We start from the raw sequence: 17,677 nt of genomic DNA, 5'->3' as shown, positions 1-17,677 counted from the left end.
GGGATTTGAAGGATGACTTTCTTTCTTATCCCTCTTTTATTCTATGATCTTAACATTAGTTCTTTCGCATAAACGTACAAGAAAAAATCGCGGCATCCATAATATTGCAGATATAAGGTTGTTCTCCAGTCAAAATAAACGTATGTTCTCGTTCTTGTATCTTGGCACAAGCATTTGGATTCTAAATATATTCTTTGCATTTAAGGATAAAAACCATTCTTTTACAACGCAAATGGAAATAATTGATGTTATACAACCTTTCATTTATATATATGCTTTCCTTAAATTATTCACTTCTTTTTCTCGTTACTTCATCGTTTTTTCATATTATTTTTATAAAATAATAGAAGTATTGTTTTTTGGTCAACTCGTACATTAGTATGTATTAGATTTTTTAATATATTTCCATAACAAGGAGGTGAACGAAAAGGAATATGTCTAAAAAAAGGAAACGACTATATTTTCGGACGTCATTTCTAAGTATCATTGGCGTTTTGCTTGGTTATATTTTTTACTCCAATTTTTTTCAAAACGAAAACACATTAGTGGCGGAGGGGGATATTGCGCCTAACTTTCAATTGGAAACACTTGAAGGAGAAACCGTTGAATTAAATGATTACCGAGGCCAGGGTGTTTTTCTAAATTTTTGGGGAACATATTGCCCTCCTTGTGAAGAAGAAATGCCTTACATGGATAATCAATATCAGGTATAAAGACACAGGGGTAGAGATTCTTGCGGTGAACGTGGGGGAATCAGAATTAGCAGTAGAACGTTTTGTGGACCGCCATCAATTGTCTTTTCCGATTCCTATGGATGAGAACAAGGCCGTTTTAGATAGTTATGGGATTGGTCCATTGCCAACAACCTTTCTCATAAACAAAGACGGAAAAGTTATTGATATTCTAACGGGTGGAATGACAGAAAAAGATATACAAGGGTATATGGAGCGAATCCAGCCTTCCTAAAAATATATTTGGAGGAATAGAAATGAATGAGGTAACGATTTGGCTGGCATTAGGAGCAGGAGTAATTTCTTTTTTATCTCCATGCGTTTTCCCATTAGTTCCGGCTTACCTGGCTCAGTTAACCGGTACCGAAGTATCCCAAAATGAAATTAAGGCGGATCAACGTTTGATTCTTTTAAGAAGCCTTGGATTTATTATGGGATTTACCATTATATTTATGCTCCTTGGAGCCTCATCTACTTATGTTGGTCAATTGTTCAGCCGATATAACAATCTAGTAGCACAAATCGGTGGTATTATTATCGTGTTATTTGGCCTGCAGATGGCCGGAGTATTGTCTATTCGCAGTTTAATGTCAGAGAAAAAGATCTCTTCCAAACCAAAGAAAACAAATAGTTTCGGTGGTTCCGTGATGTTTGGTTTGCTATTTGCAGCGGGCTGGTCTCCTTGTGTAGGGTTAGTACTTGGTTCTATTTTAACGCTCGCAAGTCAAAACGAAACGATGATCTCTGGTATGGCGATGCTCTTTATTTACTCTGTTGGGATGGGGATTCCATTTTTATTAGTTGCTGTATTTTATTCAAAATCTCTACATAAGTTAAGACGCTTTCACAAACTGATGCCTCGTATTCAGAAAGCTGGCGGCGTTGTAATGATAATCATGGGCGTGATGCTTTTTTTCGGTTATTTTCAGATGCTTTCCAGTTATCTCGCTCAATTTGTCCCCTTTAGCATTTGAATAAAGGATCAGAAGGTAGCAAAGCAATAAGATGAAAAGGGAGATCTTGTACGATCTTCCTTTTTGAACGTAAACCTTTCGTATTAGGTTTTATCATTACAAAATAAGCATCACTGGGGAGAGCTGACAAATGAGCACATTGTTCTCTAAAATATACGATCCGATTATGAAACCATTTGAAAAAAAGCGGTTGGGAAACCTTCGCGAACGTTTAGTTTCCCATCAAGAAGGTATTATATTGGAGGTTGGATCGGGAACAGGAGCCAATTTTTCTTACTATAAAAACGCAGAAAAAGTCGTAGCAATAGAACCAAACTCATCGATGAGAAACCAATCGCTTCCCCAAGTGAAAAGTGCTGATGTTCCTGTAGAACTGGTGGATGCTTCTGGTGAACATTTACCCTTTGATGATAATATCTTTGATACTGCTATTGGAACGTTAGTTCTCTGCACCATTCCCAATCCGAGTCGCGCCCTGCAGGAAATCCGACGTGTATGTAAACCTGGAGTTCCTATTTTATTTATAGAACATGTAAGAGTGGACCGCCCATTTCCAGGTCGTATACAGGACTGGCTGACCCCAATTTGGAAAAGACTGAGCGATGGCTGTCATTTAAACCGCCATACGCTTGACCTGATAAAGCAAAATGGTTTTCGAGTGGAACGAATCGAAAAACATTATAAAGATATTTTACTTGTAGTGGAAGCAAGAAATGAAAATTAATCTGTAGGGAAAAGTGAAATTTTTTTAAAAATATTGAAGGCTTATGATCATTTCACCGATCCAACGACGACTAAGAAAAATACGAGCTTGGCGCATTCATCTACACAAGCCTGGCAGATATCGACACATAAGTCGCAGATTTGTTTGGCAAACGGACTATTGCTTTGCATCGCTTTCGCAGCAAAAGCACAGATGTCTGCACATTCCCGATCCAATCGAATACATTTAGCCATCATTTTCACGTTGTCTTTACTTATGATTCAAGAATGAGGATGGAGAACATGCCTTCCAATATATGACGATGCCAAATGGAATGTCGAATGGAAACATGAACTCCATGATGAGTATGACGAGGGAACACATGCGATTAACACAGGAGATCAAACGGAAAGTGCATAGTATAGATGAACGTTTGCATCTATTTGCATCTAATGGAAGAAAAAATGATGAAATAAGCCAGGTCATTCTTAAAGTGTAGAGTTCTTGCTTTGCTAATAAGGCAGGACTTCTACACCTGAACATATGTAGTGTTACATATATTGTTGAAGAACGTACAAGATAAGATTATATTCTCTATCAATGGAACGGAGGACATGATTATCCAAATGGAATTATGGTTATCAATCGCTCCGCCACTTGTAGCCGTTATTTTTGCGATGTGGACCAAACAAGTTATTTCATCTCTGCTTATTGGTTTGTGGGTGGGAAGTTGGCTTTATACAGGTTCTTTTATCGAATCATTGAACCAAACCGTGGTATATATTACAGGGGTATTAACAGACATAGGCAACCTGGATGTACTTCTTTTTTTATATATTTTTAGTGGTTTGGTTGCTTTGATACAGGCGTCAGGAGGAGTACAAGCTTTTGCTCAGTGGATCTCTAAGTTTATTAAAGGCCCTAACCAAACCCTTCTCGCTTCATGGGGCTTATTGCCGATTACATTTATGGATTGTGGATTCCGTGTTGTAGCAGGTGGCGCGATTATTAAACCGTTGGCAAAACGATATGATGTAGCCAAAGAACGCTTGGCATACATGTTAAATAACTCATCCAGCCCTGTTATTGTTTTAATCCCCCTTGCCACGACGTTTATTGGATATATTATTGGTGTGTTAAATGCAGGCCGCCGGGATAAGTGGTGATCCACTGGCTCTTTTTATCCAATCGCTGCCATTCCACTTTTTTAGTTATATCTCCATTCTTATTGCTCTTTTATCGATTATTCCAGCCGTGAATGTTGGGACGATGAAACAATTGATAAAAGGAAAGCAAAAGGAAACGACAAAAAGAGCCGGGGTAAGAAGCGATAAAACATTTGCCACGGAGTTTTCTAAAGAATTCGAAGAAGGGGAAAGTGAAAATACGGAAAAAGCAGACAGTGCCAAAGATCAAACAGGGAATGCCATGAAAGGTAAAAAGAAAGAAATGGGAATGAAAATGGGGATGGATAACCAAGAACCGGAACTTCCTCCTCGCCTTCTCAATATCTTAGGCCCGATTATTACTTTAATCGCCTTAAGTTTTCTTCTTATGATTGGCAGTGAGGAACCATCTAGAATGATGCTGCAAGCGCTGATCATTACGTTCGTGGTGTCCATTCTTCTCTATCTTGTTCAGGGCTTGTCTTTAAAAAAGATGACGGATCGTTTTATTAAGGGCGGAAATAAGCTCATGGCCACTATTATTATTTTACTTTTAGCTTGGCCTATTTCGGATGTATCGCAGGATTTGGGATTAACTCAGTTGATTGAAACAACGTTAGAAGGGAATATATCACCGATTTGGGTGCCTTTCCTTGTGTGTATCGTTACAGCAGCCGTCACCTATTTTATTGGTTCTTCTTGGGGAGCGTGGGCATTAATGATGCCGGTGGCCATTCCCTTAGCTGTGACGACGGGTAGTTCCATCCCATTAGCTGCCGCCGCCGTGTTTTCTGGGGGAACATTTGGGGATGTTACCTCTCCTGTATCTGGAATGACGGCGATGTCTGCTGGCATTGCCGAGGCGGACCACATGAAGTACGTCCAGGCTATGGCTCCATATAATTTCACAGCTGCAGCGGTATCTTCGCTACTGTTTTTAGGTGTGTCTTTTCTTCTTGTTTAAAATAAGATGAGTTTTGTTTTATTCCATGTATCCCCAAGTATATGGCTCCATAATTAGATAACAATACAAACGAACGATAATAAAAGGGAGGAAATAATGGTATGGCGAATGTAGTTGATTCCTCTGTTCAACAATTCCAAACGTGTATTGATGCTTGCAATAAATGCATGCAGGCTTGTGAAGAGTGCTTAACTTCTTGTTTGAAGGAAACCGATGTCCAGGCGCGGGTCCATTGTATAAACACGTTGAGAGACTGTGCAGACATTTGTGCAATGGCATCCCAGTGGATGTCACGTGGGAGTATGTATGCAAAACAGTTTTGTCAACTTTGTGCTACCATATGTGATGATTGCGCAACCGAATGTGAAAAATTCCAGGATGCACATTGTCAAGAGTGTGCAAAGTTTTGCCGTCAGTGTGCGGAAGAATGCCGCAAAATGGCAGGATAATGTAGAAAAGCAGGTAGCTGTTTACCTGCTTTTCCTATTACACTGAAATTTTATACAAAGTTAGTGGCAGACGTGTTAGTGACTCTGCTCGTCAATTTCTAATGCTGCTCTCGATATAACCAAATCACATAACCGCCTATTCTACAAAGGAAAAAGCTCCATTCAGACATGGCTATGCAACAATCGCAAATTGCCAAACAGTATGGGATATTGGCTGAACAAATGGGGTGGATGACCCACCCAAATGCTTGGTTGAACAGCAGCAGGCGAAAAATTTCTATACACCCTTAACCACCTGTTCATACTTCTTTTCCAATGGGTAACCATGAACAGGATTATGATCAAAATTCCCCAAGATATAGCTGAAAGATTGAAAATGATATGTGATTTAAAAAAACAGAATAATCATGTAAGACACCTTACAAGATTATCCCATTACAAGCTAAAAGAAAAGAGCTATTTATATATTGAATAAGCTCTCTTTGTGGATACTTTCATTCAAACAGGAATGTTTATTCAACAAGTGCTAGTTCCTTTTCAATGACCCATTTATGATTTTCTACTTTCTCTTCCCCGGAAGGAGAGGTGAAATTAATCATATAAACAGTTGTTTCTTCCGCTGAATCAATTGTGGCCTTAGTATTGTACATCCCTACCATATGGGAGGCTTTCAAAGTCACTTCGGATTCTGGTTGTAATGGTGCTTCATCTGGCTCTTCTAATTCTTCATGAATGACCCATTTGTGATTTTCTACTGGTTCTCCACCAGTTTTCGGTGTAAAGGAAACAGAATAAGCTGTAGTATCATAAGCACCTACAATGGTCGCTTCAGCACCACGCATCAAATAACCTTCATCGCTGTGCTCTGCTTCAATTATGGCTTCGCTGCCTACTTCATAGGCTGGATTCTCTGCTTCCTTCAGGTTATCAGGAACTTCACCTGAGCTGGTCAAATGCTCATGCATTCTTGCATCTTCATTTTCCTCATTATTCTCTTCTTCTAAATTTGATTCAAGTGTTTCATCGACCTGTGAGACATTAGCACGAACATCGTCAATCAGAGCTTTTGTCTCTTCAACAGAAGGACTGGACTCTCCAAGTTTCTTGGTTACAGCATCCAAGTGATTTTCTGCAGCATCTAAGCGATTTTGGAAGGAATCAACATCATTATGATATGTTTGTATCTCCTCCTCTGTTAAGTCGTCTGAATTTTCCAGAGAAGCTTTAATCTCTTCTAACACAGATTGAACGGACTCCGTTTTTTTCTCTACTTTTTCTAACCGTTTCTCAATTTTTGAACTCTCGTGTATATCTTCGTTTGGTGGATGCGTCTTAGAGTCGTCTGTTTCTCCAAAAACTTGTCCTGCTGAAAAGGCAAGCCCGGTTGCTACTAAACTTAGAGCTGCTAATTTTATGATTTTCTTGCTCATTGGGTATTCCTCCTTTAAATTTATTTTCATCAGAAAACATACCTGGTTTTTGATTTTTTTAAACATTTAATGAAAGGAGAACGGAAGTAAACAAGAGGAGGAACATATCACCGCCATTCTCGGTGTCTAAAATCATTTCATATCATTTTAGCCGGACATCGATTTCTTTAGGAACTCTATAAAATCTCCACATTTAATTGTTATGCTGAGATATACCGTTTTGTTATGTCATGAAAATATCTCATATAGTTTTTTGATTGTTATTCATTAAGCTATTTCTTTCGTTAGACCCAGAAAGATAAAATCACAGCAGATACATTAAAAGAAACAGCCAAAGGACGCCATTCAGCAGTTAAAGAAGCAAGAACTTGAAGTGATTATGCTGATGGGTGACAATGAACGAACAGCTAAAGCCATTCGGAGCAGGCATCGACCAAGTCATTGCCCAAGTGCTCCCAGAAGAAAAAGCAGAAAAAGTGAAAGGAGTTCAGCGATAAGGGAAGAAAGTAGCCATTGTCGGTGATGGAGTCAATGACGCACCAGCTCTTGCGACAGCCGATATTGGAATGGCCATTAGAACAGGAACAGAAGTGGCGATTGAAGCAGGTGATGTTACCATCCTTGGCGGGGAGTTATTGCTTATTCCAAAAGCAATCCAACTAAGAAACTAACAACAATATCCGCCAAAACTTGTTCTGGGCTTTTGCTTACAATAACGCAGGCATACACATTGCTGCGTCGGGATTTTTGGCACCGTAAGTTGCAGGAGCTGCAATGGCCTTCAGCTCTATAAGTGTAGTGACAAACTCTTCGATTGAAACGTGTCAAAATATAAATGAAATAAAGAAAGGGGAAATAACTCATACAAAAAACATTAGATGTAAAAGGGATGACTTGCGGTCATTGTGAACAATCTGTAAAAGGTGCATTAGACGAATTGGACGGTGTCACTGTCGTTGACGTTAACTTAAGTAATGGGAAAGTAGACGTTACCTGTGACGAGGAAAAAGTTACTCTTGATGATATGCGTGAAGCAGTAGAAGAGCAAGGGTATGATGTCATAGCGTAACGAATAATCGGAACTGATTCCTTGCATTGGTTGGGACTAGCCTTATTTTCTCCATAAAAACTTCATAAATAAGGGGTACATTGTTTGATAGACCATACGTTCAACATTTTTTCTCCATGCTTTCTAGATAATTATTTTATAGAATAAAGGATATCGAACGGCTAATGAATAGGGGAAAGTTCTGATATCTGTTATGCTTTTCACTTTATATCATCAGCAAAGAATAAAGCATGGAATGGTATTTTTTAAACTTCTAGCACGGATACAAAAAGGGAGGAAAGAAATATGATGAATGGAATGATGAACGGAACTGGAATGGATGGTGGATTTTTTGGTTTTGGTTTTTTCGGAATCCTCATTATTTTAGCTATCATTGCGATCATTGTGTGGATGGTGAAGGGGAGTGATGGTAACTCACCGCAGTCTTCCAGCAACCGTTCTTTAGAAATATTAAAGGAACGTTTGGCAAAAGGAGAAATATCTGAGGGAGAGTATGATCGTTTGAAAAGAAAGTTGGAATAGTATTGGTGGAAAAAAAAGGAAATATACAATCATGGGCTTCATGCAAGGAGACATGAAAGCTATGACAAAAGGGGATCAGAAAGGAGGGTGCAGCATGACAAAGAATAACGAACAAAATATGGATCACAATCATCATCAAGAGCATCACCACGAACACCACCGTCACAACGACAACCAAAGTAACTATCATGGTCACAATGATACCCATGAAAAGCATGATCGTCATATGGAACATCATCATTCCCCCAATCATCACGACCATGGGGGGAAGGACCACCATGATCATGGACATGGCGGACATCATGACCATGGGGAAATGATTGCTGACTTTAAAAAACGTTTTTATATTTCTCTTATCCTGACTATTCCAATTTTAGCCTTGTCACCCATGATTCAAATGTTTATGGGAGTGGACTGGAGCTTTTCAGGTGATCTATATATCCTATTTGCTTTATCTACGGTTATCTTTTTCTATGGAGGTTGGCCGTTTATTACTGGAGCCGTCAGTGAGTTAAAAAACAAGAATCCAGGAATGATGACGCTGATTGGACTAGCTATCACCATTGCTTACGGCTACAGTATGATGGTGGTATTTGGATGGGAAGGGGACCAGCTTTTCTAGGAACTCGCCACCCTCGTTGACATTATGTTGCTTGGGCATTGGATTGAAATGAAATCTATTATGGGGGCGTCGAACGCTTTAGAGCGGCTAGTAAAACTAATGCCAAATGAAGCCCATCGATTAAATGAACCTTCCATCGATCGGTATCTTCTCTCCGGGCTTAATCAGAACGCGATCCTCCCTTTTTTTCCACCTCAACGGTTAAGGATCCTTCTTTATTATCTTTATTTTGCAGATCTGATACGGGAACGTCCTCTGCTTCATCGTTTAATGGATCCGCCAATCACCTCATCGCCAACAGATTTTTCTACCGGCAGTAAGTGGCAATTCTGCGATTGATGAAGCGATGCTTACAGGAGAATCGGTACTTATTCAAGGTTATTACGATGGTAAAAGAAGCTCAGGAGTCGAAATCAAAAACACAGGATTTAACCAATCGGGCAGCCAAGTGGTTATTTTATCTTGCATTAGCAGCCGGGTTCCTCACCTTATTTATTTGGCTACTGTTAGGTTATTCTTTTGATGTGGCCTTGCAGCGTATGGTAACAGTGATGGTTATTACCTGTCCGCATGCGCTTGGATTAGCAGCCCCACTTGTTGTCGCGGTTTCCACGGCGATTTCAGCAAAACACGGTCTCTTAATCCGCAACCGAGCAAATTTTGAAGAGGCTAGAAGGTTAAATGCAGTCGTATTTGATAAAACGGGGACCTTGACCAAAGGGGAATTTGGGGTAACCGACATCATGCCTAGCGAAGGCTGCTCGAAAGAGGATATCTTATATTATGCCGCCAGTCTCGAACAACAGTCCGAACATCCGCTTGCAGCTGGCATTGTCAATGATGCGAAAGAAAAAGGGGTAACGTTAGGAAAAATAGAGGAATTTCAGTCCATCACCGGAAAAGGCATTGAGGGGAAAGTTGATGGACATAAAATTAATGCAGTTAGCCCTGGTTACGTAAAAAGCCAGAAACTAACCTATGACCAAGACCTCTTTAATAAGATGTCAGAAGAAGGAAAAACCGTTATTTTTGTCTTAATGAATGACACTTTAATCGGAATGATTGCTCTGGCAGACATGATCCGGGAAACAGCGAAGGAAGCTGTTGCGATACTAAAGGAGAAAGAAGAGATACACTCTATTATGCTGACAGGTGATAATGAGAAAGTAGCCAATTGGGTAGCGAAACAATTAGGTATCGATGAAGTGTACGCGGAAGTGTTACCGGATGACAAAGCCAATCAAGTGAAGAAAATACAAGAAAAAGGCTGGAAGGTAGCGATGACAGGTGATGGTGTCAATGACGCTCCGGCTCTTGCAACAGCTGACTTAGGGGTTGCGATTGGAGCAGGAACAGACGTCGCCATGGAAACGGCAGATGTTGTCTTGGTAAAGAGTAATCCGAATGACGTGGTCAGCCTTATGGATTTATCAAAGAAGACCTACCGAAAAATGGTTCAGAACCTCTGGTGGGCGACGGGATATAATATCGTAGCAATCCCGCTCGCTGCCGGTGTCCTCGCACCGATTGGTTTAGTATTAAGCCCGGCGGTCGGGGCCGTGTTAATGAGTTTAAGTACGGTGATTGTAGCTATTAATGCGCAGCTGTTAAAAGCGTAAAGAAGAAAGACTGGGGGACTTTTATGTCTCGCTCAGTCTTCTATTATTTTTTATTATACAGCACGGAGTATAAATATAGAATAAGGTGATGGGTTTAATGAACAGGAAAGTGATTGGTTCTATATTGATTGTCATACTTTTGGCAATAGGGTACTTTATCTCTCCGTTTTATAATAACGAGGGATATAATACAGGCTCACAGGGTGGTATTAGCATTTTAGAGGTTGGTGCTCAGGAAGTAAGGGATCGTCCGGTAAAAACGTATGAATTAACAGCACAAGAAACAGAGTGGGAGTTGGGGGATGGAAAGCAGGTAAATGCGTGGACGTATAACGGTACGGTACCTGGAGAAGCGTTGCGCGTTACAAAAGGTGACTTTGTGCGCGTCCATTTAAAAAATGAATTAGATGTTCCCGTGACGATTCACTGGCACGGGGTCATACTGCCTAACAAGATGGACGGAGTACCGGGCCTCACTCAAGATGCGGTAGAACCTGGAGAGTCGTTCACGTATGAATTTATTGCCAATGACCCCGGTACTTATTGGTATCACTCGCATCAACATAGTGCGGATCAAGTAGACCGAGGCTTATATGGGTCGCTTGTTATTGAAGAAAAAGAACCAGAATATGAACAAGATGAATTTTTCATCCTCGACGAATGGACAACGGGATCAGGTGATCAAGGATCTTTCAACATGGGAGGAATGATGCAAGGTCACATGTCCGGGGACGGAGAAATGGACACGAAGCAACTGTACGATACGTTTACGGTAAACGGAAAATCTGGAGATGCCATTGAACCCTTAGTGATGAAAGAAGGAGAAACAGCCAGATTGCGGTTTGTGAATGCAGGCTACCAGCAACATCAGCTTATGTTCCCAGAAGATTCGATAAAAGTGATTGCCAACGACTCAGAAGAAGTCTCAGGGGAGAAAGGTTCCGCACAAGTTGTTGAGATTGCACCAGGGGAGAGAATCGATGTAGCTTATATAAAACAAAGTGATGAACCAGCAGTCATTGCTGAAAATCCCAACGTGGAAAACGCAGGGGATATGCAAATCCCGGTCGTTTCCAATGAAAACGCCGTCGTTCAGGATGATGTCACGGTCCCCGTAAGTTCAGCTATGGCCGACGGAACATCTTATGGAAGTGAAGAGCTGCTATTTAAGGAAACGCCTGATCCAGACGTCACCTATGACATGGATTTAAGTATGGGCATGAATATGGGAGAAGGAATGTCTTTTCAAATCAATGGTCAATCCTTTCCAGAGACGCCTCCTATCAAAGTAGAAGAAGGGGATATTGTCAAAGTTAATATAAAAAACGAAGGACGAATGAATCATCCGATGCATCTACACGGTCATCGCTTTCAAGTGGCTTCGAAAAACGGTACCTCGTATGATAATCCGATTGTAAAAGATATGATCCATGTGAAACCTGGTGAAGAGTATGTTGTTTACTTTGAAGCCGATAATAAAGGGGAGTGGCTATTTCATTGTCATGATAATAATCACGCCGACCTTGGAATGATAACTATCGTTGATTATAAGGGAGTATACTCACCTTTTGAAATTGGAGGAGAAAATCAGCCGGAATAAAAGGGAAAATAAATTGGCTGTAGTAGACTTACTAGCAGAAGTAAATAGTGAAAAAAGGAGATGAGTCTATGTTTCATTATACCGTAGAAACAAACCAAGCCATCGAAGAAGCGATGTCATCCTTAGAGGAAAGCTTAAAAGAAGAAAAGTTCGGGGTGCTTTGGCATTTTGATATCAAAGAGACATTGCAAAATAAGGGTTTTGCATTTAACCAACCTTATCATGTAATGGAAGTTTGTAACCCGCAGGAAGCTCAACGCGTATTATCGGAGAATCAAATGGTGGGTTACTTTCTGCCATGTAAAATCGTTGTTTATGATGATGGAGGGACAACGAAAATTGGACTGCCAAGACCAACGGCTTTGATTGAAATGGTGAACGATCCCTCTATTAAAGACTTTGCCCAGGATATTGAGGTCCGTTTAATTACATGTATGGACAGAGCTGTGTAAAGGCATAGTGTGTCTATCAGGACTCTTGGACGGGGGTGATTACTTCTGTGTCTCAAGGGTTCTTTTTTCATAGGTGAAGCTTATTCAAAAAGAATATAATTTGCTTCACACAAATTCCATAATTATTCGCTACACTATACACGTAGAAATGAATGGGAGGAACAAGGGTGGTACGTATACTGATAGTAGACGATGAACAACAGATGCGCCAACTAGTACACGTTTATCTCCAAAACGAAGGGTATACCTTGGATGAAGCAAGTTCTGGTGAAGAAGCTATTCAAAAAATGCAAAGTCAATCATATAATGTTCTTATTTTGGATATTATGATGCCTGGAATAGATGGATGGGAAGTGTGTAGGCAAGTACGGAAAGGAAATACTGAGACAGGAATTTTGATACTTACCGCAAAAACGGAAGTAACAGATCGTGTGAAAGGACTTAATCTTGGAGCAGACGACTATTTAATAAAACCATTTGCTCCCGAAGAACTTGTTGCCCGTGTAAAAGCTTTACTTAGAAGAAGCACTCATGTTGGTGATGACAAACCTCAGGACTTAATAATTGAAGAATTATGCATAAACATAGAGCGCCATGAGGTGAAAGTAGCAAACATCCCCGTTGAGCTTACATCCAAAGAGTTTGACATCTTACTGTTGATGGCAAACCGTCCAAAACGAGTGTTTACTCGAGAACACGTGATGGAGCAAGTTTGGCCCATAAATGAATGGCAAGACCCCCGTACAATTGATACACATATAAAAAATATCCGAACTAAGCTAAAGAATAATCAACTGTCGTTTAACCCGATTAAAACCGTGTGGGGAGTCGGGTATAAATTCAACTTTCCAGATGGTGCGAAACAATGAATACTATCTTTTATAAGCTTGGCGGCGCTATCACAATCTTATTTCTTGTCGTCCTGCTACCGCTTGGTTTTGTGATGTTAGAGATCTTCCATAATTATAATCATACTCATCTCAAGGAAGAGACAGAAGAAATGGCTTCTCAATATGCGATCATGCTTGCTGCTTCAAATCGGCTGGACATAGATTTGCTTGTTGATGCAATGGCTGCAGAAACCGTGCGAGAGATTATTGTGTTTGATCAGACAAAAAAAGTAATAGAAACGTCTGGAATTGAAAGCTTTACGCCCAATAAAAATATGTCAGGAACTGAAGAAATAGGAAGCTATGTCAATCCAGAAAATAATGAACGCTACTTTTATGTGGGCAAACCCGTTTCGGATGAATCTATCGGATCCGTGTATGTTTTTTCTCCATCCAATTTAATGAGTTCCTCAGCTACTCGAGTACAAAATGCTTTATTGTTATCAGGGCTTGGAGCACTTCTTTTGGCTATAGGGTTTACATTCATATTCTCCAGAAAACTTACAAACCCTCTTCACTTGATGGAGAAAGCAGCGAAGAAGTTAGCACGTGGAGATTTAGAAGCGAAAGTTCCCGTTACAACGAAAGATGAACTGGGGTTTCTCGCTCGTTCCATGAATGATCTTGCAAGGGAATTAAAAAGGTATCAAGACAGCAGGCGTGAATTTTTCTCTAATGTTTCTCATGAATTTCGAACCCCGCTATCCTATATACAAGGATACAGTCATGCATTAAAGAATGGTCTTCACCAAAATGAGGATCAAAGACAACAATTTATCCATGTCATTCATGACGAAGCAAACCGAATGAATCGATTGATTGATGATTTATTTGAATTATCGCGGATGGAGGAAGAACGATTTCCTTTGGAGCTGGAGCTTGTACATCTTGGGTACATTGCACAAAAAGCAGTAAGGAAAGTGAGACCGAGTGCTGGAGAGAAAGCAATAACCCTTGTCACGGAAATAGAGGAAGATATCCCCGACATTGTGGGAGACAGCTTTCGTTTGGAACAGATTTTTATGAATTTACTACAAAATGCCGTCCGGTACACAGAGCATGGCAGCGTTCGAGTCAAGGTACTGGAGGAAAATGGTAAAGTAAAGGGAATGGTCTCCGACACGGGGTCTGGAATCGCTTCTAAGGAACTTCCATATATTTTTGAACGTTTCTATCGAGTTGAAAAGTCAAGGGCGCGTGACTTCGGAGGAACAGGCTTGGGACTTGCCATTGTGAAACAATTGACGGAACTTCAATATGGAACGATCGATGTAGAAAGCCGCCATGGGAAAGGAACAACCTTTACGTTGTGTTTTCCGGAAGCAAGGGAGGGTGACGAATGAGAAAAGTAGAATGGATTATTGCCTCGATTTTTATTGTTTTGGGCCTTCATTGTCTCGTCATGGCTGGTACTCTCCTGCCAGGAGCAGCGGAAGATTCCACTTATTTTTCTCTCTTACTTCGGGTTTGTTTTTGGATGGGAATCCCTATCTTCGGAGGCTTTGCTATATACATGATCATCATGACAATAAAAAAACGGAAAGGAAAGGTATTATGAAACCTTTAATTACCTCTATTATAAGTTTATTCACTGTAGCAATTATTACGGGATGTGGAACAGAATCTGCTGAACCAGAAGCTCCAACAGAACAAACAGAGCCAGAAGCAGAGCAAACAGAATCCAAAGGGGATATAGAAGAAGTCGAATTTCCTCACATGCATGGACTTGCTTTTACAGAGAATGGAGAAAAAGCATACACTCCGGCTCACGATGGTTTAAGGGTATTTGAAGATGGGATATGGAAGAGAGTAGAAGGACCTCGACATGATTATATGGGATTCTCGATGACGGCAGATGGTTTCTATAGCAGCGGACACCCCTCTATGCAGACGGACTATGAGAATCCACTCGGCATAATCAAAAGTACGGATGAAGGAAAGTCCATTGAAGTGTTGGGATTAGAAGGAGAAGTAGATTTTCATCTCATGTCAGCAGGATATAACTCCGGTGCAATCTACGTGCTCAACCCGCAACCAAACTCCAGCATGGAGGATATAGGCCTATATGTTACCACTAACGAAGCTCAGGATTGGGAAAAAGGAGACATGGATGGGGTGTCTGGAAATGTCAGAGCTATTGCAGCTCATCCTGAGCAACAAGGAATAGTAGCTGTAAATACAGAAGAGGGGGTCTTCCTGTCTCAAGATGCGGGAAATACATTTGAACAAGTATTAAGTGGAAATACGGTTTCAGCCTTAACATTTACGCATGATGATGAAATGATTGCTGCTGTAGGCACCGGAGAAGAGACAACCTTACAAGTGATTGATTCATCTGGAGGGACACAACAAATGCCAGTCCCCGAAATAAAAGCAGAAGATGCCATTAGTTACATTGCTCAAAATCCTCAATCAGCCGAGACCCTTATGGTTACCACGTTCGAGAAAGATATTTTTTATACAGAAGATAATGGGGAATCATGGGAAAAAACGGTTGAAGAAGGAAAAAGTCAAAATAATTCATAACAAATAGCTTTTCTTTCTAATTCCATTCAGCTCCATATGAATAACCCTTTTTAATTTTCATTTGTTCTTTTAAAACCGGTTCATTGGATGCCTCTCATATGAAAGGCATGGAAGGGGCAACGGCTGAAATTGATTCAGCTAAGAAACGACGGTTTACATGGTTGATTCACCACAATCTCGAGTGGTGAAAAAGTTAAAAATCATAAATGGGTTATTGAAGAGGAAATCAGCCCTGTGGAATAACAGTTAATAAGTTAATGTCAGTGTGCAAGAGAGCTAACTTTTTGGATAGCTCTCTTTTTACACGATGGAATCGTTTATTTGTACAAAAGGCCGTAATTTAACTTTTATATCGAGTAGAAATAAAACATATTTATTACGTAAAATATAGATTTGACGTAATAATATTAAAAATTATAAAATTTAATGAACAATCTAATTCAGAGGTGATATCGTGGCTGACTACTCAAAACAACAACAAGAATATGTGAAACTTGAACGAATTCTAAAAGAGTTACCCTGGTACATAGAAGAATTCATCGATTACAAAAGAAGAAGATTATCTGCGTCTTCCTTACTGAATTATTGTCATGATCACAAATTTTTTTTAACTGGCTTATTACTGAAGGTATTTATGAAGGTAATATCAAAGACGTACCTTTAGAATCTTTAGAAAAGTTAACTGTACAACAAATCGAAGGGTTTTTGAGTTTTCTTTGTTATCAATTAGGTAATAAGGAGATTACTGTAAATCGAAAGCTATCTGCTCTAAAGTCACTGTTTCACTACCTTCAAAACATTGCAGAAAATGATAACTTAACTCCTTATCTTCAAAGGAATGTCATGGCCAAGGTAGAGTTTAATGAAATTAATGATACTCCAGAAACGGTTGCAAATAAAATGGAAGGCAATATTCTAACTGGAGTTGATTATGAAAAATTCAGGCTTTTTATTGCCTACGATTACGGTCAGAATAATAAAGATAACAAAAAAATCCACAATTTTTATCTGTTCAATAGGGAAAGAGACACTGCGATAGTATCTTTTATTTTAGGCTCAGGTTTACGTTTATCAGAAATAATAAATCTAAATATTAGTGACATAGATTTCAATAAGTGCTTAGTACGTGTTATGAGAAAAGGGAATAAAGAACAGTTTGTTTACTTCAGTAAGCAAGCAATGGTTGATTTAGACCAATACCTGAAGATCAGAGAAACTAAATATAAAGTGAATCAAAACACTAAAGCTTTATTTATATCAGCTCCAATGGGACCTAAAGGAACAACGAGGCGTATGACAGCAAGAGCTGTCGAGAAAATGATTGAAAAATATGCTAAAGCCTATGGAAAACCGTCTTTAACAGTGCACAAGCTTCGTCATTCTTTTGCATCCAGGTACCATAATCAAATTAATGATGTACCAAAATTAAGAAGGCAGCTAGGGCACTCCTCAATTCAGACTACAATGATCTACACTCATATAAGAAATGAAGATTTAAAAAATGCAGTTGATGAAATGGATTTTCCAAAAGATGATTGAGAACCTTACTATTTATGTAGTGTAACCGTCAAGTTAATTTGAACAGTTTTTGCTCATTTATTTTGAACACTTTTTTCATCGAACAACGTTTCACGGTATTTGATACGATGGCTGCCGCCGTCTAAATGAATAACCTCTGATCGATGAAGAAGGCGATCCAGGATCGCCGTCGCAATCCCTTGATCTCCCAAAAGCTCTCCCCAATTCTCCGGCCCCTTGTTGGAAGTTAGAATAATGGAACTTCGTTCATATAGATGATTGATGAGATGGAAAAAGAGATTCGCTTCGTGATGGTCCATCGCCATATACATTAAGTCATCCATGATGACGAGATCAGCTTCCCGAATTCGTTTCAAACGAAGCTGGGACTTGCGGACATAGGTTTCCGTTTTCAGTAACGTAACGAGCTCCCCCATAGACA

Annotated in this window: 15 protein-coding genes and 6 pseudogenes; 18 read left to right on the top strand and 3 right to left on the bottom strand. The window is 39.9% G+C overall.

Annotation, left to right across the window (positions count from 1 at the left end):
* Positions 1-434: 434 nt before the first annotated feature.
* The 3 genes and pseudogenes from resA (at position 435) to G475_RS0107620 (ending at position 2,429) form a co-directional block, all read left to right on the top strand.
* A pseudogene (resA, locus tag G475_RS24505) lies at positions 435-966 on the top strand (thiol-disulfide oxidoreductase ResA).
* Positions 967-988: 22 nt separating this feature from the next.
* The gene (locus tag G475_RS0107625; RefSeq protein ID WP_026700767.1) at positions 989-1,705 is read left to right on the top strand and encodes a cytochrome c biogenesis CcdA family protein; all 717 of its coding nucleotides are present in this window, start codon (positions 989-991) and stop codon (positions 1,703-1,705) included.
* A 130-nt stretch (positions 1,706-1,835) separates the two neighbouring features.
* The gene (locus tag G475_RS0107620) at positions 1,836-2,429 is read left to right on the top strand and encodes a class I SAM-dependent methyltransferase (protein ID WP_026700766.1); all 594 of its coding nucleotides are present in this window, start codon (positions 1,836-1,838) and stop codon (positions 2,427-2,429) included.
* Between the two features lie 86 nt (positions 2,430-2,515).
* Here the strand turns inward: G475_RS0107620 and G475_RS26740 are convergent.
* Positions 2,516-2,674: pseudogene (locus G475_RS26740) on the bottom strand (four-helix bundle copper-binding protein); the annotation flags it as partial.
* 348 nt (positions 2,675-3,022) lie between these two features.
* Here G475_RS26740 and G475_RS0107610 point away from each other — a divergent pair.
* From G475_RS0107610 to G475_RS26735, 3 genes are all read left to right on the top strand, one after another.
* The gene (locus G475_RS0107610; RefSeq protein ID WP_026700764.1) at positions 3,023-3,574 is read left to right on the top strand and encodes a hypothetical protein; all 552 of its coding nucleotides are present in this window, start codon (positions 3,023-3,025) and stop codon (positions 3,572-3,574) included.
* Positions 3,549-4,538 (top strand): Na+/H+ antiporter NhaC family protein, encoded by a 990-nt coding sequence (locus G475_RS0107605; RefSeq protein ID WP_026700763.1) that lies wholly within the window; start codon positions 3,549-3,551, stop codon positions 4,536-4,538. The genes G475_RS0107610 and G475_RS0107605 overlap by 26 nt, the downstream gene beginning before the upstream one ends.
* Positions 4,539-4,639: 101 nt before the next feature.
* Positions 4,640-4,987 carry a four-helix bundle copper-binding protein gene (locus tag G475_RS26735; RefSeq protein ID WP_084414043.1) on the top strand — a complete coding sequence of 116 codons (348 nt, stop codon included), beginning with the start codon at positions 4,640-4,642 and terminating at the stop codon, positions 4,985-4,987.
* 512 nt (positions 4,988-5,499) lie between these two features.
* On the opposite strand, the gene G475_RS28165 is transcribed toward G475_RS26735, so the two are convergent.
* Positions 5,500-6,048 carry a YdhK family protein gene (locus tag G475_RS28165; protein ID WP_051302355.1) on the bottom strand — a complete coding sequence of 183 codons (549 nt, stop codon included), beginning with the start codon at positions 6,046-6,048 and terminating at the stop codon, positions 5,500-5,502.
* Positions 6,049-6,726: 678 nt separating this feature from the next.
* Here G475_RS28165 and G475_RS26725 point away from each other — a divergent pair.
* The 12 genes and pseudogenes from G475_RS26725 to xerS form a co-directional block, all read left to right on the top strand.
* Positions 6,727-7,252, top strand: a pseudogene (locus tag G475_RS26725) (HAD-IC family P-type ATPase); the annotation flags it as partial.
* A gap of 27 nt (positions 7,253-7,279) precedes the next feature.
* Positions 7,280-7,486 carry a copper chaperone CopZ gene (copZ, locus tag G475_RS0107585; RefSeq protein ID WP_026700761.1) on the top strand — a complete coding sequence of 69 codons (207 nt, stop codon included), beginning with the start codon at positions 7,280-7,282 and terminating at the stop codon, positions 7,484-7,486.
* Positions 7,487-7,771: 285 nt separating this feature from the next.
* On the top strand, positions 7,772-8,008 hold the full coding sequence (locus G475_RS0107580; RefSeq protein WP_051302298.1) for an SHOCT domain-containing protein: 237 nt from the start codon (positions 7,772-7,774) through the stop codon (positions 8,006-8,008).
* 226 nt (positions 8,009-8,234) lie between these two features.
* A pseudogene (locus tag G475_RS28000) lies at positions 8,235-10,249 on the top strand (copper-translocating P-type ATPase).
* 97 nt (positions 10,250-10,346) lie between these two features.
* Positions 10,347-11,849 carry a multicopper oxidase family protein gene (locus tag G475_RS0107570; protein WP_026700759.1) on the top strand — a complete coding sequence of 501 codons (1,503 nt, stop codon included), beginning with the start codon at positions 10,347-10,349 and terminating at the stop codon, positions 11,847-11,849.
* 68 nt (positions 11,850-11,917) lie between these two features.
* A complete protein-coding gene (locus G475_RS0107565; RefSeq protein WP_026700758.1) occupies positions 11,918-12,301 on the top strand; it encodes a DUF302 domain-containing protein in 384 nt (127 codons plus the stop codon).
* A gap of 167 nt (positions 12,302-12,468) precedes the next feature.
* On the top strand, positions 12,469-13,170 hold the full coding sequence (locus G475_RS0107560) for a response regulator transcription factor (RefSeq protein WP_233275747.1): 702 nt from the start codon (positions 12,469-12,471) through the stop codon (positions 13,168-13,170).
* Complete coding sequence (locus G475_RS0107555; RefSeq protein ID WP_035710531.1) at positions 13,167-14,534, top strand: HAMP domain-containing sensor histidine kinase; 1,368 nt, start codon at positions 13,167-13,169, stop codon at positions 14,532-14,534. The genes G475_RS0107560 and G475_RS0107555 overlap by 4 nt, the downstream gene beginning before the upstream one ends.
* A complete protein-coding gene (locus tag G475_RS0107550; protein ID WP_026700755.1) occupies positions 14,531-14,749 on the top strand; it encodes a hypothetical protein in 219 nt (72 codons plus the stop codon). Before G475_RS0107555 ends, G475_RS0107550 begins: the two co-directional genes overlap by 4 nt.
* Entirely contained in the window at positions 14,746-15,717 is a 972-nt protein-coding gene (locus tag G475_RS24485; protein WP_051302296.1) for a F510_1955 family glycosylhydrolase, read from the top strand. The genes G475_RS0107550 and G475_RS24485 overlap by 4 nt, the downstream gene beginning before the upstream one ends.
* A gap of 83 nt (positions 15,718-15,800) precedes the next feature.
* Positions 15,801-15,960: pseudogene (locus G475_RS27145) on the top strand (DUF1541 domain-containing protein); the annotation flags it as partial.
* A gap of 211 nt (positions 15,961-16,171) precedes the next feature.
* Positions 16,172-17,256: pseudogene (gene xerS, locus G475_RS24480) on the top strand (tyrosine recombinase XerS).
* Between the two features lie 53 nt (positions 17,257-17,309).
* Here xerS and G475_RS0107535 read toward each other — a convergent pair.
* Positions 17,310-17,677: ATP-binding protein (locus tag G475_RS0107535; protein WP_026700754.1), on the bottom strand; the 368-nt coding region annotated here is incomplete at its 5' end.

Origin of the sequence: Salibacterium aidingense DSM 18341 (assembly GCF_000429685.1) — a bacterium.
GTDB classification, from domain to species: Bacteria; Bacillota; Bacilli; order Bacillales; family Marinococcaceae; genus Salibacterium; species Salibacterium aidingense.
The sequence above is the reverse complement of the archived record's forward strand: the minus strand, read 5'-3'. Positions and strand labels throughout refer to the sequence as shown.

What these genes read in the sequence shown, in the direction of transcription:
- G475_RS24485 (WP_051302296.1), top strand. Translation starts at nt 14,746, where the DNA reads ATGAAACCTTTAATTACCTCTATTATAAGTTTATTCACTGTAGCAATT.
- G475_RS0107605 (WP_026700763.1), top strand. Translation starts at nt 3,549, where the DNA reads ATGCAGGCCGCCGGGATAAGTGGTGATCCACTGGCTCTTTTTATCCAA.
- G475_RS0107610 (WP_026700764.1), top strand. Translation starts at nt 3,023, where the DNA reads ATGATTATCCAAATGGAATTATGGTTATCAATCGCTCCGCCACTTGTA.
- G475_RS0107625 (WP_026700767.1), top strand. Translation starts at nt 989, where the DNA reads ATGAATGAGGTAACGATTTGGCTGGCATTAGGAGCAGGAGTAATTTCT.
- G475_RS0107565 (WP_026700758.1), top strand. Translation starts at nt 11,918, where the DNA reads ATGTTTCATTATACCGTAGAAACAAACCAAGCCATCGAAGAAGCGATG.
- G475_RS0107620 (WP_026700766.1), top strand. Translation starts at nt 1,836, where the DNA reads ATGAGCACATTGTTCTCTAAAATATACGATCCGATTATGAAACCATTT.
- G475_RS0107555 (WP_035710531.1), top strand. Translation starts at nt 13,167, where the DNA reads ATGAATACTATCTTTTATAAGCTTGGCGGCGCTATCACAATCTTATTT.
- G475_RS0107580 (WP_051302298.1), top strand. Translation starts at nt 7,772, where the DNA reads ATGATGAATGGAATGATGAACGGAACTGGAATGGATGGTGGATTTTTT.
- G475_RS0107550 (WP_026700755.1), top strand. Translation starts at nt 14,531, where the DNA reads ATGAGAAAAGTAGAATGGATTATTGCCTCGATTTTTATTGTTTTGGGC.
- G475_RS26735 (WP_084414043.1), top strand. Translation starts at nt 4,640, where the DNA reads ATGGCGAATGTAGTTGATTCCTCTGTTCAACAATTCCAAACGTGTATT.
- G475_RS0107570 (WP_026700759.1), top strand. Translation starts at nt 10,347, where the DNA reads ATGAACAGGAAAGTGATTGGTTCTATATTGATTGTCATACTTTTGGCA.